Source organism: Bradyrhizobium sp. S3.3.6 (assembly GCF_040546905.1).
Classification (GTDB): domain Bacteria; phylum Pseudomonadota; class Alphaproteobacteria; order Rhizobiales; family Xanthobacteraceae; genus Bradyrhizobium; species Bradyrhizobium cytisi.
Genome location: NZ_JBEPOT010000001.1, coordinates 463,262 through 477,333, shown reverse-complemented (window position 1 = coordinate 477,333; position 14,072 = coordinate 463,262). Strand labels below are relative to the sequence as shown.

At 63.8% G+C, this 14,072-nt stretch carries 12 protein-coding genes; 8 read left to right on the top strand and 4 right to left on the bottom strand.

Annotated elements, in window-relative coordinates; translation table 11 throughout:
• Positions 1-60 precede the first annotated feature (60 nt).
• On the top strand, positions 61-756 hold the full coding sequence (trhA, locus tag ABID59_RS02230; protein ID WP_354082305.1) for a PAQR family membrane homeostasis protein TrhA: 696 nt from the start codon (positions 61-63) through the stop codon (positions 754-756).
• 52 nt (positions 757-808) lie between these two features.
• Positions 809-1,603 carry an SDR family oxidoreductase gene (locus tag ABID59_RS02225; protein WP_354082304.1) on the top strand — a complete coding sequence of 265 codons (795 nt, stop codon included), beginning with the start codon at positions 809-811 and terminating at the stop codon, positions 1,601-1,603.
• Between the two features lie 216 nt (positions 1,604-1,819).
• Here ABID59_RS02225 and pimD read toward each other — a convergent pair whose 3' ends face one another.
• The 4 genes from pimD to ABID59_RS02205 all read right to left on the bottom strand — a co-directional run bounded on the left by pimD (position 1,820) and on the right by ABID59_RS02205 (position 8,221).
• Entirely contained in the window at positions 1,820-2,962 is a 1,143-nt protein-coding gene (gene pimD / locus ABID59_RS02220; RefSeq protein ID WP_354082303.1) for a pimeloyl-CoA dehydrogenase small subunit, read from the bottom strand.
• Between the two features lie 133 nt (positions 2,963-3,095).
• Entirely contained in the window at positions 3,096-4,286 is a 1,191-nt protein-coding gene (pimC, locus tag ABID59_RS02215) for a pimeloyl-CoA dehydrogenase large subunit (RefSeq protein ID WP_148755737.1), read from the bottom strand.
• A 19-nt stretch (positions 4,287-4,305) separates the two neighbouring features.
• Positions 4,306-5,979, bottom strand: coding sequence for a dicarboxylate--CoA ligase PimA (pimA, locus tag ABID59_RS02210; RefSeq protein WP_354082302.1), 1,674 nt, complete (start codon positions 5,977-5,979; stop codon positions 4,306-4,308).
• Between the two features lie 145 nt (positions 5,980-6,124).
• A complete protein-coding gene (locus tag ABID59_RS02205) occupies positions 6,125-8,221 on the bottom strand; it encodes a 3-hydroxyacyl-CoA dehydrogenase NAD-binding domain-containing protein (RefSeq protein WP_354082301.1) in 2,097 nt (698 codons plus the stop codon).
• Between the two features lie 129 nt (positions 8,222-8,350).
• On the opposite strand from ABID59_RS02205, the gene ABID59_RS02200 reads away from it, so the two are divergent.
• The 6 genes from ABID59_RS02200 (at position 8,351) to ABID59_RS02175 (ending at position 13,960) form a co-directional block, all read left to right on the top strand.
• Positions 8,351-9,217 (top strand): IclR family transcriptional regulator, encoded by an 867-nt coding sequence (locus ABID59_RS02200; protein ID WP_148755734.1) that lies wholly within the window; start codon positions 8,351-8,353, stop codon positions 9,215-9,217.
• A gap of 66 nt (positions 9,218-9,283) precedes the next feature.
• Positions 9,284-10,081 (top strand): ABC transporter ATP-binding protein, encoded by a 798-nt coding sequence (locus tag ABID59_RS02195; protein ID WP_354082300.1) that lies wholly within the window; start codon positions 9,284-9,286, stop codon positions 10,079-10,081.
• A complete protein-coding gene (locus ABID59_RS02190; protein WP_148755732.1) occupies positions 10,078-10,791 on the top strand; it encodes an ABC transporter ATP-binding protein in 714 nt (237 codons plus the stop codon). Before ABID59_RS02195 ends, ABID59_RS02190 begins: the two co-directional genes overlap by 4 nt.
• A gap of 12 nt (positions 10,792-10,803) precedes the next feature.
• Positions 10,804-11,682, top strand: a complete 879-nt coding sequence (locus ABID59_RS02185; protein ID WP_148755731.1) for a branched-chain amino acid ABC transporter permease — start codon at positions 10,804-10,806, stop codon at positions 11,680-11,682.
• 2 nt (positions 11,683-11,684) lie between these two features.
• On the top strand, positions 11,685-12,701 hold the full coding sequence (locus ABID59_RS02180; protein WP_148755730.1) for a branched-chain amino acid ABC transporter permease: 1,017 nt from the start codon (positions 11,685-11,687) through the stop codon (positions 12,699-12,701).
• Positions 12,702-12,730: 29 nt separating this feature from the next.
• The gene (locus ABID59_RS02175) at positions 12,731-13,960 is read left to right on the top strand and encodes an ABC transporter substrate-binding protein (protein ID WP_354035637.1); all 1,230 of its coding nucleotides are present in this window, start codon (positions 12,731-12,733) and stop codon (positions 13,958-13,960) included.
• Positions 13,961-14,072: the final 112 nt, after the last annotated feature.

Sequence of the window (14,072 nt, the reverse complement as noted above, 5' to 3'; positions counted from 1 at the left end):
CGAAACACGTCCCGAAACACCCATAGAAGAAGACATTGTCTTAAGCCTTTGCGGATTGCCATGACCGTCTTCCAGCTGAAGCAGCTCGCCTCCCATTCCGTCCATGCCGCGGCCGATGCGGTCGGCTGGCACTACGATCGCGCCGAACTGATCGCCGACGGTGTCATCCATGCCATCGGCGTGCTCTCCGGCATTATCGCCGCGACGGTGCTGGTGGTGCTGGCAGTGGTCTACGCCGATGCGACCGACATCGTCGGCGTCTCGATCTATGTCGCCGGCCTGCTCGCGATGCTGGTGCTGTCGGCGAGCTATAATCTCTGGCCGGTCTCGCCGGTGAAATGGCTGCTGCGGCGGTTTGACCATTCCGCGATCTATCTCCTGATCGCCGCGACCTACACGCCGTTCATCCTTGAAGTGAAGGACAGCGTGTTCGCGCTGGCGCTGCTGGTCTGCGTCTGGTGTGTCGCGATCGTCGGCATCGTGCTGAAGCTGCGCTATCCCGGCCGGTTCGACCGTGCCGCCATCGGCATCTATCTTGCCATGGGCTGGAGCGGCGTGATGCTCTACGGCCCCGTGGTCCGGGCGCTGCCCGCGCTGGCGCTGGGTTTCGTGCTGGCGGGCGGCATTCTCTATAGCCTCGGCGTGATCTTCCATGCCTGGCGGCGGCTGCGCTTCCAGAACGCGATCTGGCACGGCTTTGTCTTGGCCGGCGCGGCATGCCATTATACCGCGGTGCTCGACCTCGTGTTGAGCTGAGCAAGTTCCGCGAAGCGGGATAAAGACCAATCAAGAAAAGAGGGGACGTCGCATGCAGGTGACCGGCAAGGTCGTGGTCGTCACGGGCGGCGCGAACGGCATCGGCAAGGCGCTGTGCGAGGCCTTTCACAAGGCGGGTGCGGCCAAGGTCGTGGTCGCGGACATGGATGCTGCGAACGCGCGCGCCGTCGCCGCCAAGGTGGACGGCGCAGCCTTCAGATGCGACGTCGCGCAGGAAAGGGACATTTCTCACGTCATCGAGGAAACTGAGCGGCAGTTCGGCCCGATCGAATTATTCTGCTCCAATGCCGGCATCGGCGGCGGCTTCGATCCGATGTCGGTCAATGCCGGCGGCGCCTCCGACGAGCCGTGGCAGCGCAGCTGGGCGATCCACGTGATGGCGCATGTCTATGCGGCGCGGCATCTCATCCCCCGCATGAAGACGCGCGGCGGCGGCTATTTCCTCAACACCGTCTCGGCTGCGGGCCTGCTGTCGCAGGTCGGCAGCCCGGCCTATTCCACCACCAAGCATGCCGCGGTGGGCTTTGCCGAGAATCTCGCGATCTCGCATAAAGCCCACAACATCAAGGTCTCGATCCTCTGTCCGCAGGGCGTCGACACCAACATGCTGCGCTCGATCCCGAAGGGCCCGCAATCCGGCGACGGCGACCTCACGCCCGAGCAGGTCGCCAAGGACGTGCTGGCCGGCCTCGAGCAGGAGAGCTTCCTGATCCTGCCGCACCCCCAGGTGCTCGGCTACATGCGCAAGAAGTCCGAGAATTACGATCGCTGGATCGGCGGCATGGCCAAAATCCAGGCCAAGATGCGGGAGGAGTTCGGGAAGTAGGCGACGCTTGACGCTGTCATGCCCCGCGAAGGCGGGGCATCCAGTACGCCGCGGCCTGTCGGTTCAATCACAACCGTCTCGGAGTACTGGATCGCCCGGCCACTTGACCGGGCGATCCAGTACTCCGCGGCGGATGTTGCGTGAACGAACTGCTGCCGCAGCGTACTGGGCCCCGGTCAAGCCGGGGCATGACAGTCTTCGTGTGGTTTAGATCACTCAGACCAACCCGCCCGCATCCGCGACCCGGCGCTGGTGGTAGTCGGTGTCGCCAAAAGTGTTCTCGATCATGGTCAGGCGCTTGAAGTAGTGGCCGATCTTCGCCTCCATGGTCATGCCGATGCCACCGTGGAGCTGGATCGACTGCTGGCCGACGAATTTCAGCGACTTGCCGATCTGAACCTTGGCCGCGGCAATCGCGTTGGAGCGCTCTTTGGCGTTCTCGAAATCGGCCGCCATGGTCGCGAACATCGACATCGAACGGGCCTGCTCGGCCGCGACGAACATGTCGGAGGCGCGGTGCTGCAGCGACTGGAACGAGCCGATCGCGACGCCGAATTGTTTTCGCGTCTTGATGTACTCGACGGTGGTCTTCAGCGACTCGTCCATCAGGCCGACTGCTTCCGCACAGAGCGCGACGCGGGCCTCGTCCACCACGCGCTCGATCAGGGCGAGCGAGTCATCGGGGTTGCCGAGCACGGCGTCTGCGCCGACCTCCACACCGGTGAAGGTGATGTCGGCGGCGTGCAGGCCGTCCTGCGTGGGGTAAGACTTCTTGGTCACGCCCTTGGCATTCGCAGGCACCAGGAACACGCCAATGCCGGTCGTATCGCGGCGGTTGCCCTTGGTCCGCGCGGTGACGATGAGGGTGTCGGCGTTCTCGCCGTTGAGCACGACGAACTTTTCGCCGTCGATGACGTAAGCCTCGCCTTTCTTCTTCGCCGTCGTGGCGACGTCGAACAGATCGTAGCGCGAGTTCTTCTCGAGCTGGGCGAACGCCAGCGTCTTGCTTCCGTCGACGATCCCGGGCACATGCGCGGCCTTCTGCGCATCGGTGCCGGCATGGCGCAGGAAGCCGCCGCCGATCACGACGGTCGCCAGATACGGCTCGAGCACCAGCGCCTTGCCGAGCGCTTCCATCACGATCATGGTCTCGACGCCGCCGCCGCCGAAGCCGCCATCGGCCTCCGCGAAGGGCAACCCAAGCAGACCTTGCTCGGCGAGCTTGCCCCAGACGGCTTTGCTCCAGCCGCCCTTCTCCTTCATGTACTTCTTGCGGCTCTCGAAATCGTAGGAATCGGTCAGCAGGCCGTCGATGCTGTCCTTCAGGAGCCGCTGCTCCTCGGTCAAATCAAAATCCATGTTCTTTGCTCTCCCGGTATCGATTTCGTCATGCCCGGCCTTGTGCCGGGCATCCACGTTCTTTCGTGCCGCTAGGCGTGGATGGCCGGGTCAAGCCCGGCCATGACGGTGAGTGCGTGGTGATAGTGCGCGATCACAGCCCCAGCACCGCCTTGGCGATGATGTTGCGCTGAATCTCGTTGGAGCCGCCGTAGATCGAGACCTTGCGGTTGTTGAAGTAGCTCGGCGCGATCTGGGCGGTCCAGTCCATGGCTTCGTTGGAGCCGTCGTCGCCGTGCACATCGTAGGGCGCGGCGAACGGGCCGATCACTTCCATCAAGAGCTCGGTCGTGGTCTGCTGGATCTCGGAGCCCTTGATCTTCAGCACCGACGATGCCGGATTGGGCTTGCCCTTGCCGTGCTTGCCCTCGTCGGCGACGACGCGGAGCTGGGTCAGCTCGAGCGCCTTCAGCTCGATCTCGCAGGCCGCCAGCTTCTCGCGGAACGCGGCGTCCTGGATGATCGGCTTGCCGCCGGATTCGACCTTGCCGGCGAGATCGCGGATGCGGCGCAGCCGCTCCTTGGAGACGCCGACCCGGGCGATTCCGGTGCGCTCATTGCCGAGCAGGAATTTTGCGTAATCCCAGCCCTTGTTCTCCTCGCCGATCAGGTTCTCGTAGGGAACCTCGACGTCATCGAAGAAGACTTCGTTGACCTCGACGCCGCCATCGATGGTCTGGATCGGGCGCACGGTGACGCCTTTCGACTTCATCGGGAACACGATGAAGGAGATGCCCATCTGCTTCTTCGCATTGTTGTCGGTGCGGCAGAGGCAGAATATCATGTCGGCGTGCTGGGCGAGCGTCGTCCAGGTCTTCTGGCCGTTGATGATCCACTTGTCGCCCTTGCGCTCGGCCTTGGTCTTCAGCGAGGCGAGGTCGGATCCTGAGCCTGGCTCGGAGAAGCCCTGGCACCACCAATCGTCGACATTGGCAATGCGCGGCAAATACTTCTTCTTCTGCTCTTCGTTGCCGAAGGTGTAGATCACCGGGCCGACCATGCTGACGCCGAAGGCGAGCGGCTGCGGCGCCGGATAGGACTGCAGCTCCTCGTTGAAGATGTAGTGCTGCACGCTTGTCCAGCCGGTGCCGCCATACTGCGTTGGCCAGTGGCTGGTGCCCCAGCCTTTCTTGTTGAGGATGCGCCACCACGTCACCATCTCGTCCTTCGAGAGGTGGCGGCCCTCGACCAGCTTGCGCCGCGTGTCCGGCGGCACGTTGTCGCGGAAGAATGACCGCACTTCCTCGCGAAACGCCTGCTCTTCCTTCGTGAATGCGAGATCCATCGGATCCTCCTGTGAAGCGTTATTCCTGGTTTATATCGTGCTTTTGACTTGATTTCTGCCGCTGGCGCAATTCGTGGCGCGACAGCTTTCCGACCGGCGTGCGCGGCAGATCGTCGACGAACTCGACCTCCGCCGGCAATTCGTGCTTGCCGACCTTGCCGGCGAGCTGCGCGCGCAGCTCGTCGAGCGAGAACGGTTTTGCGTCCGGCTTGAGCTTGATGAAGGCCTTTGCGGCCTCACCGCGATACGGATCGGGAATGCCGAGCACGATCACCTCGTGCACGCCCGATACGGTGTAGATCGCCTGCTCGATCATCTGCGGATAGACGTTGAAGCCGCCGGAGATGATCATGTCCTTCTTGCGGTCGACCAGGAAGAAATAGCCGTCGGTGTCGACATAGCCGATGTCGCCGGTGAGGAAACGGCCGTCGGAGAAATACTCCGCGGAGTCCTGCTGCTTGTTCCAATAGCCCTCGGTGACGTTCGGGCCCTTGATGCGGATCTCGCCGACTTCGCCCGGTGGCAGCACTTTCGTGGGCTCTTCCAGCGAGACGACGTCGAGCTCGATGCCGGGCAGCATCAATCCGATCGATCCGGGCTTGTCGGGACCGACAGGCGGGTGGCCGGTGCCGGGCGAGCAGGTCTCGGTCATGCCCCAGCCGCTCTTGAGCTTCTTGCCGACCTTGCGCTCGAAGAAGCTCGCGACCTCGACCGGCAGCGGCGCGCCGCCGGAGCCGATCGCGGCGAGCGAGGAGAAGTCACGCTTGTCGAGATCGGGAAGTGCCGCGATCGCGATCCACATCGTCGGCACGCCCGGGAAATAGGTCGCGCGCTTGACCTCGATGTCGCGCATCACGGCTTCGACGTCGAAACGCTGGTGCAGCGAGATCAAATTGCCGCGGCTGAGCGAGGACAGCAGCACGACGGTGAGCGCATAGATGTGGAACAGCGGCAGCACACAGATCACGCGCTCGACGACGTCGCCGCGCGCCGCGCGTGCCGGCTTGCCCCAGACGTCGTAGATCGACACCGCGGAGGAGAGATTGCCGTGCGTGAGCATGGCGCCCTTCGGCAGGCCGGTGGTGCCGCCGGTATATTGCAGCAGCGCGACGTCATCGACCGCCACAGTCGGCCATTGAGCCGGCAGCGGCGCGGCTTCGACGAACGCCTTGAAGGTGACGATGCGGGGATCATCCGGGATCGGCGCCTGCGGCGTGCCGACCTTGCCCCAGCTGTCGTCCTCACAGACGACGAGGCGATCGATCAGCCCTTTCTCCAGAAATTTCAGCGCAGTCGGCAACAGAGCCTGCAGGTTCGAGGTGACCAGCAGGCGCGAACCGGAATCGGAGATCTTGTGCGTCAGCGCGATCTCGCCGTCGAGCGGCGACAGATGCGCGACCCGGGCGCCTGCCTTCAGTGCGCCGAAGAAATTGACGGGATGATCCGGCGTATTGCCGAGGAACAGCGCAACAGAGCTGTTCCTGCCGCAGCCTGCGCGCAGGAACGCAGCCGCCGCGCGCTCGGCCATGGCGGCAAGCTCGGTATAGCTGATCGGACGATCGCGAAATTCCAGCGCGGTCCGCGGGCCGTAACTTGCCGCGGCCGTCGAGAGCAGGTCAGGCAGCGTGCCCTGGACGATGGAGTCGTCCCAATGCACGCCCTCGGGGTAAAACTGTTCGCCGGGATGGGTCATTTTCTACATCACAATCAGTCGTCATTCCGGGGCGCGACAAAGTCGCGAGCCCGGAATCCATCAGGCCACGAAATCAGGGGTGAAATGGATTCCGGGTCTGGCCCTTTGGGCCATCCCGGAATGACGAGCGGGGAGGTAGCCTCCATCACGCCGCCTTTGACGCCGCAGCGAGCGAGGCGAACGTTTTGCCCTCCGCCGCGAGCTTCTTCAGCAGCGGCGCGGGCTCGAGGCTCGGGTCGTTGGTCTCCTTGGCGTAGAAGGCGAGACGGTCGGCGATGTGCTTGAGGCCGACGCTGTCGGCCCAGAACATCGGGCCGCCGCGATAGATCGGCCAGCCATAGCCGTAGAGCCAGACCACGTCGATGTCGGAGGGACGCGCCGCAATGCCCTCTTCGAGGATCTTCGCGCCCTCGTTGATCATCGGGTACATCATGCGCTCGAGTATCTCGTCGTCGCTGACGATGCGCTTCTTGCGCCCCAGACGCAGCAGCGTCTCGTCGATCAGCTTCTCGACCTCCGGATCGGGCAGCGGCGCGCGGGAGCCGGCTTCATACTTGTAATAGCCCTTGCCGGTCTTCTGGCCGAAGCGGCCGGCCTCACACAGCGCGTCCGCGATCTCCGACTTGATGCCGCGGTCCTTGCGCGAGCGCCAGCCGATGTCGAGGCCGGCGAGATCGCCCATCGCGAACGGGCCCATCGGCATGCCGAATTTCGTCACCACGGCGTCCACTTGCTGCGGCAGCGCGCCTTCGAACAACAGCTTCTCGGATTGCTTGCCGCGCTGCGCCAGCATGCGGTTGCCGACAAAGCCGTCGCAGACGCCGACCACGGCCGGCACTTTTGCAATTTTGCGGGCGATCGTGACCGCAGTCACGAGGGCATCCGGCGCGGTCTTGTCGGCGCGCACGATCTCGCACAGCTTCATGACATTGGCCGGCGAGAAGAAGTGCATGCCGAGCACGTCCTGCGGACGCTTGGTCGCCTTCGCGATCTCGTCGATGTTCAGGTACGAGGTGTTGGAGGCAAGCACAGCGCCTTGCTTGACGTATTGGTCGAGCTTGCCGAACACTTCCTGCTTCACCGCCATGGTCTCGAACACGGCTTCGATGACGAGGTCGGCATCGCCGACATTCTCGATGCCGACGACGCCGTTGATCAGCGCCATGCGCTTGGCCGGCGCATCCGCCGGGATGCCGCCGCGTGCGGCGGTCGCTTCCCAGTTCTTCTGCATGATGCCCATGCCGCGCTTGAGCTGCTCCTCGCCGGTCTCGATCAGGGTGACGGGGATGCCGGCATTGGCAAAAGACATCGCGATGCCGCCGCCCATGGTGCCGGCACCGAGAATGGCGACACGGTTAACGGGGCGCGACTTGGTGCCTTCAGGGACGCCCGCGATCTTGCTGGCTTCACGCTCGGCGAAGAAGGCGTAGCGCTGCGCCTTGGACTGGTCGCTGGCGACGAGCTTGAGGAAGCCCTCGCGCTCCTTCTTCAAACCTTCGTCGAACGGCAGGTCGATGGCGTAGCCGACGGCGTCGGCCGCCGCGAACGGCGCTTCCAGGCCGCGCGACTTCTTGGTCATGGCGGCAACCGCATTGGTGAAGATCGAGCGGTCGGCCTTGGCCGCCGCAATCTTGGAATCGTCGTCGCGCAGGCGGCGTAGCGGACGCTTCTCGGCCAGCAGCTTGCGGACGAAGGCCTCGCCGCCGGACGCCGGACCTTCGACGATCTCCTCGATCAGGCCATTCTTGAGCGCTTCCGCCGCACCGATCGGATCGCCGCCGACGATCATCTTGACGGCGAGCTCCGGCCCGACCGCGCGCGGCAGGCGCTGGGTGCCGCCGGCACCGGGCAGCAGGCCGAGCTTCACCTCGGGCAGGCCGAGCTTTGCCTCTTTGACAGCCACGCGGAAATGACAGGCCAACGCGACCTCGAGGCCGCCGCCGAGCGCGGTGCCGTGGATCGCGGCGACGATCGGCTTCGGCGAATTCTCCATCTCGGCCAGCACTTCGTTGAGGCCTGGCGGCTTCGGCGGCTTGCCGAATTCGGTGATGTCGGCGCCGGCAATGAAGGTGCGGCCGGCGCAGGTCAGCACGATGCCCTTGATCGCGGGATCGGCGATGGCGGCCTTGATGCACTCCAGGATACCACCGCGGACTGCGGCACTCAGCGCATTGACCGGAGGGCTGTTGACCGTGACGATCCCGACTTCGTCATGACGCTCTAACTTGACCACTTCGCTCACGGTTTCCCTCCTTGGTGGGGATTTACTTTTATTCGATTTCGCAGTGCGGAATTTAATTCCGCATCTTGACGGCAGGGTTATTTTGAAGCACGTGGCTTGTCAACGACTCCGCGCAAGAGCAGATCCGGGATGAAGCGTACAGCAAAGAAGACCGCGACCGATCGGAATTTCGTCGTCGCGCTTTCCCGCGGACTGGATGTATTGCGCGCATTCCAACCCAATGACGGCCTGCTCGGCAACCAGGAGATCGCGGCGCGGACCAATCTGCCCAAGCCGACCGTATCACGCCTGACCTATACGTTGACGAAGCTCGGTTATCTTGCGCCGGTTCCCCGCTTCGAGAAGTACCAGCTCACACCGGCGGCGATGTCGCTTGGTTATGCGGCGCTCGCCAATCTCGGCGTTCGGCATTTGTCCGAACCGTTTCGCGAAGAAATGATGCGCGCGACCGGCGGCGCCGTCGCCGTCGGCGGCCGCGACCGTCACAGCATGATCTATTTCGGGCAGAGCCGCGGCAGCGAGACGGTCGGCGTTCAACTCGACGTCGGCTCCCGCGTGCCGATTGCAACCAGTGCGATGGGCCGCGCCTACTTCTGGGCACTCGACGAAGAAGGCCGCGCTGAAGTCTCCCGCATTCTGCGCGAACATTACGGCAGCCGCTGGCCCAAGATGCGCGACGGACTGGAGCGTTCAGGCGAGACGGTTGCGAAATACGGCTTCGCGATGTCCGTCGGCGACTGGCACGACGATATCGGCGCCGCCGGCGTCGCGCTCAAGCTCAACGACGGAACCGGTCCCTACGCATTCAATTGCGGTGCGCCCGCATTCCGCTTCACGGAAGAGCGTTTGATCAACGACATTGGACCGCGACTGCTGGCGATGGTAAGGAACATCGAAGCGGCACTTGGGGGTCTGATGCCGCAATCCAAAAAAGAAGTCAGCAAAAAGCTGAAATCAGGAGGAAAAGTTGCGCGTGTGGCCGAGGGATTCAGATAGCCTTTGTCATCATCGGGAGCGGTTCGCATCGCCCCTTCGCCCGCGGAATAGTGTGGGCGAGACGACATGACGCAGGCACAGCTCGCGCAGGGGATATCGCCCCTGCTCGCTGTTCGCGACGTCAGCGTCGTGTTCGGCGGCATCGTCGCGCTCAACGGCGTGTCGTTCGACATGCACAAGGGCCAGATCCTCGGATTGATCGGCCCCAACGGAGCCGGCAAGACCACGCTCTTCAACTGCCTCTCCCGCCTCTACCAGCCGTCGTCCGGCGACATCCTGATGGACGGCGCGAGCATCTTGACGCGGCCGCCGCACCGGATCGCCGAGATCGGCATCGGCCGCACCTTCCAGAACGTGGCGCTGTTTCCCAATCTCTCGGTGATGGACAACGTCCGCGTCGGCACGCACGCCCGCACCTCCTCCGACATCATTAGCGACTCGCTGCGGCTGGCCTGGATTCGCCGCAGCGAGAGCAGCATCAACAAGAAGGTGCACGAGATCCTCGCCTATCTCGACCTCGATGACGTCGCCCACACCACCGTCTCCGGCCTGCCCTTCGGCACGCAGAAGCGCGTTGAGCTGGCGCGGGCGCTCGCGGCCGATCCGAAGATCCTGCTGCTCGACGAGCCCGCCGGCGGCCTCAACCACGAGGAGGTCCACGTGCTCGGCGACCTCATCCGCCGCATCCGCGACGAGCGCGGCATGACGGTGCTGCTGGTCGAGCACCACATGGGTCTCGTGATGTCGATCGCCGACCACGTCGTCGCGCTGAATTTCGGCAAGAAGCTTGCGGAAGGCACCCCCGCCCAGGTGCAGGTGAACCCCGACGTCATCACGGCCTATCTCGGGAGCAAGGACCAATGACGACGCTGCTCAACGTCAAGGACCTGCGCGCCTATTACGGCCAGGTCCAGGCGCTCCACGGCCTCTCCTTCTCGCTCAACGAAGGTTCGCTGACGACGCTGCTCGGCGCCAACGGCGCCGGCAAGACCACGACCTTGCGCGCGATCTGCAACATGGTGCGCTCGACCGGCGGCATCGAGTTCGACGGCAAGCCGCTGAACCACCGCTCCACCGAGAGCATCGTGCGGTTCGGCATCGCCCATGTGCCGCAGGGCCGCGGCACCTTCACCACCATGACGGTGGAGGAGAACCTCCAGCTCGGTGCCATCACCCGCAAGGACAATGCCGGCATCGTCTCCGACATCGAGCGTATGTATGCGCATTTCCCGGTGCTGAAGCAGCGCCACACCCAGCAAGCCGGCACGCTCTCCGGCGGCGAGCAGCAGATGCTCGCGGTCGCGCGCGCGCTGATGCTGCGGCCGCGGCTGATGCTGCTGGACGAGCCGTCCTTTGGCCTTGCGCCGCTGGTGGTGCGCGACCTGTTCGGCATCCTCGGCAAGATCAACCGCGAGGACAAGGTGTCGATCCTGGTGGTCGAGCAGAACGCCCAGCTCGCGCTCGAGCTCGCCGACCAGGCCTATGTGATCGAGACCGGCCGTATCGTGATGTCCGGCAACGCCAAGGACATCGCGAACAACGAAGAAATCCGCAAATCCTATCTGGGTTACTGAGGAGCCGGGACAATGGAACTGTTTACCAACCAGGTCCTGGCCGGGATTGCCACGGGCGCCATCTACGCCTGCATGGCGCTCGCGGTGGTCATGATCTACCAGGCGATCGACCATCTCAACTTCGCGCAGGGCGAGATGGCGATGTTCTCGACCTTCATCTCCTGGCAGCTGATGCAGTGGGGCGTGCCCTATTGGGGCGCGTTCATCATCGCACTGGTGCTCTCCTTCGTCGGCGGCATCGCCATCGAGCGCATCCTGTTCAAGCCGCTCGCCAAGGCGCCGATCCTGACCAATGTCGCCGGCTTCATCGCACTCTATGCGATCATCAACTCCTCGGCCGGGCTGATCTGGGACTTCACCATCAAGCAATATCCGACCCCGTTCGGCTCCTCGCCGTTCCTCGGCAGCCAGCTGATCTCGACCCACCAGGCCGGCATGATCGGCGTCACCGTGCTGCTGCTGATCGCGCTCTATTTCTTCTTCCAGTACACGCGGATCGGGCTTGCGATGCGGGCGGCCGCCTCGGTGCCTGAATCGGCCCGCCTGGTCGGCATCAACACCTCCTGGATGATCGCGCTCGGCTGGGGCATGGCGTCTGCCATCGGCGCCATCGCCGGAATGCTGATCGCGCCGGTCGTGTTCCTCGAGCCCAACATGATGGGCGGCGTGCTGATCTACGGCTTCGCCGCCGCCGTGCTCGGCGGACTGACCAGTCCATTCGGCGCCGTGGTCGGCGGCTTCCTCGTCGGCATCTTCGAGAACCTCGCCGGCACCTACATCCCCGGCGTCGGCAACGAGCTCAAACTCCCGATCGCGCTCGCGCTGATCATCTCCGTCCTGGTCGTCAAACCCGCTGGTCTGTTCGGCCGGCACATCGTCAAGCGAGTTTGATCATGAGCGCTGCAGAAGACGTCGTCACGGAAGCCCCGGCCGTCGAAGCGGTTCCGAAGCGGGCCATGACGCTGGGCACGGGCACCTCGCTGCTGGTGCTGCTGCTTCTCATCGCCGTGCCGCTGTTTGCGAAGAACTTCGTGATCTTCCAGCTGACCCAGCTGTTGTATCTGGGCCTCGCCGTGCTGGCGCTGAACATCCTGACTGGCGGGTCCGGCCAGTTCTCGCTCGGCCAGAGCGCGTTCTACGGCATCGGTGCCTACGTCACCGCTGTGATGATGGAGCAGTTCAACGTCCCCTATTTCCTCTGCCTGCCGGCCGCGGCCGTGGTCTGCTTCGGCGCGGGCTTCCTGTTCGGCCAGCCGGCGCTGCGGCTCTCCGGCGTCTACCTCGCGCTTGCGACCTTCGCGCTCGCCACCGCGATGCCACAGCTGCTCAAGCTGAACTTCCTCGAGCACTGGACCGGCGGCGTGCAGGGCCTCGTCGTCACCAAGCCCGATGCGCCGTTCGGCCTGCCGATGTCACAGGACATGTGGCTGTATTATTTCACGCTCGTCGTCGTGCTCGCGATCTACATCTTCTCGGTCAACCTGCTGCGCTCCCGCTCGGGCCGCGCCTTCATGGCGATCCGCGACAACGAGATCGCAGCGTCCGCCATGGGAATCAACGTCGCGCTGTACAAGACGCTCGCCTTCGGCGTCTCCGCGGCCGTCACCGGCGTCGCCGGGGGCCTGAGCGCCATCGCGGTGCAGTTCGTCGCGCCCGACAGCTTCACCATCACGCTCGCGATCCAGCTGTTCCTCGGCATGGTCGTCGGCGGCGTCGGCTGGCTGCCCGGCTCGATCGTCGGCGCGGCCTTCATCATCTTTGTGCCGAACATCGCGGAGGGCATCTCCAAGGGCCTCTCCGGCGCCGTGTTCGGCGTGCTCCTGTTCGCCGTCATCTACCTCGTGCCGCATGGCGCAAGGCAAGTCGCAATCCTGGGCCAGCAACTCGCCGGACGGCTCAGAAAGAACTGAAATCAATCAATTAAGGAAGGAGACCAGATTTGTTTTTCGGAAGAACACTGCGGACCACCGCGCTCGTAACGGCGGTCGCGACCCTCACCTCCGGCGCAGCACTCGCTCAGAAGAAATACGACACCGGCGCGTCCGATACCGAGATCAAGATCGGCAACATCATGCCGTACAGCGGCCCCGCCTCGGCCTATGGCATCATCGGCAAGACCGAAGAAGCCTATCTCAAGATGATCAACGACAAGGGCGGCATCAACGGCCGCAAGATCGTCTACGTCACCTATGACGACGGCTATTCGCCGCCGAAGGCCGTCGAGCAGGTCCGCAAGCTGGTCGAAAGCGACGAGGTGCTCGCCGTGTTCAACCCGCTGGGCACGCCCTCGAACTCCGCGATCCAGAAATATCTGAACGCCAAGAAGATCCCGCAGCTGTTCGTCGCCACCGGCGCGACCAAGTGGAACGACCCGAAGAGCTTCCCCTGGACCATCGGCTGGCAGCCCTCCTACCAGAGCGAAGCGCAGATCTATGCGAAATGGCTGATGAAGGAGAAGCCCGACGCCAAGGTCGCGATCCTCTATCAGAACGACGATTTCGGCAAAGACTACCTCAAGGGCACCAAGGACGGTTTTGGCGCCAAGGCTTCGTCCGCAATTATCCTGGAAGAGAGCTATGAGGTCTCCGAGCCGTCGATCGACGGCCACATCGTCAAGATCAAGGCTGCCAATCCCGACGTGCTGCTGATCTATGCGACACCGAAGTTTGCGGCCCAGACCATCAAGAAGACAGCCGAGCTGAACTGGAAGCCGCTGCAGATCCTCACCAACGTGTCGATCTCCGTCGGCAGCGTGATGAAGCCGGCCGGCTTCGAAGCCTCGCAGAACGTGCTGTCGGCGGCCTATGCCAAGGACTCGACGGACCCGCAGTGGAACACCGACCCCGGCATGAAAAAGTGGAACGAGTTCATCGACAAGTACATGCCGGGCGCCGACAAGACCGATACCGGCACGGTCTACGGCTATGGCGCAGCCTCGACCCTCGTCAAGGCGCTGGAAATGTGCGGTGACGACCTCACCCGCGCCAACCTCATGAAGCAGGCCGCTTCCTTAAAGGATTTTGCACCGGACACCCTGCTGCCCGGCGTCAAGATCAACACCAGCGCCACCGACTTCGCCCCGATTTCGCAGCTGCAGATGCAGCGCTTCAAGGGCGAAAAGTGGGAACTGTTCGGCGAGATCATCAGCGGCGACGTCGCCACGGAGTGACACGCTGACGCTGTAGTCCAAGGTTGAAAGGCCCCCGCGCTCTCCCGCGGGGGCTTTTTGTTGACGTCGTGCATCAATCTTGTTCAATGCGACGCCGATCCAGTTGGGGTAG

Bases quoted from the DNA above. Each gene is read 5' to 3' on its own strand.
- ABID59_RS02185 (WP_148755731.1), top strand. From the start codon at position 10,804: ATGGAACTGTTTACCAACCAGGTCCTGGCCGGGATTGCCACGGGCGCC.
- ABID59_RS02200 (WP_148755734.1), top strand. From the start codon at position 8,351: ATGAAGCGTACAGCAAAGAAGACCGCGACCGATCGGAATTTCGTCGTC.
- trhA (WP_354082305.1), top strand. From the start codon at position 61: ATGACCGTCTTCCAGCTGAAGCAGCTCGCCTCCCATTCCGTCCATGCC.
- ABID59_RS02195 (WP_354082300.1), top strand. From the start codon at position 9,284: ATGACGCAGGCACAGCTCGCGCAGGGGATATCGCCCCTGCTCGCTGTT.
- ABID59_RS02225 (WP_354082304.1), top strand. From the start codon at position 809: ATGCAGGTGACCGGCAAGGTCGTGGTCGTCACGGGCGGCGCGAACGGC.
- pimC (WP_148755737.1), bottom strand. From the start codon at position 4,286: ATGGATCTCGCATTCACGAAGGAAGAGCAGGCGTTTCGCGAGGAAGTG.
- pimA (WP_354082302.1), bottom strand. From the start codon at position 5,979: ATGACCCATCCCGGCGAACAGTTTTACCCCGAGGGCGTGCATTGGGAC.
- ABID59_RS02180 (WP_148755730.1), top strand. From the start codon at position 11,685: ATGAGCGCTGCAGAAGACGTCGTCACGGAAGCCCCGGCCGTCGAAGCG.
- ABID59_RS02190 (WP_148755732.1), top strand. From the start codon at position 10,078: ATGACGACGCTGCTCAACGTCAAGGACCTGCGCGCCTATTACGGCCAG.
- pimD (WP_354082303.1), bottom strand. From the start codon at position 2,962: ATGGATTTTGATTTGACCGAGGAGCAGCGGCTCCTGAAGGACAGCATC.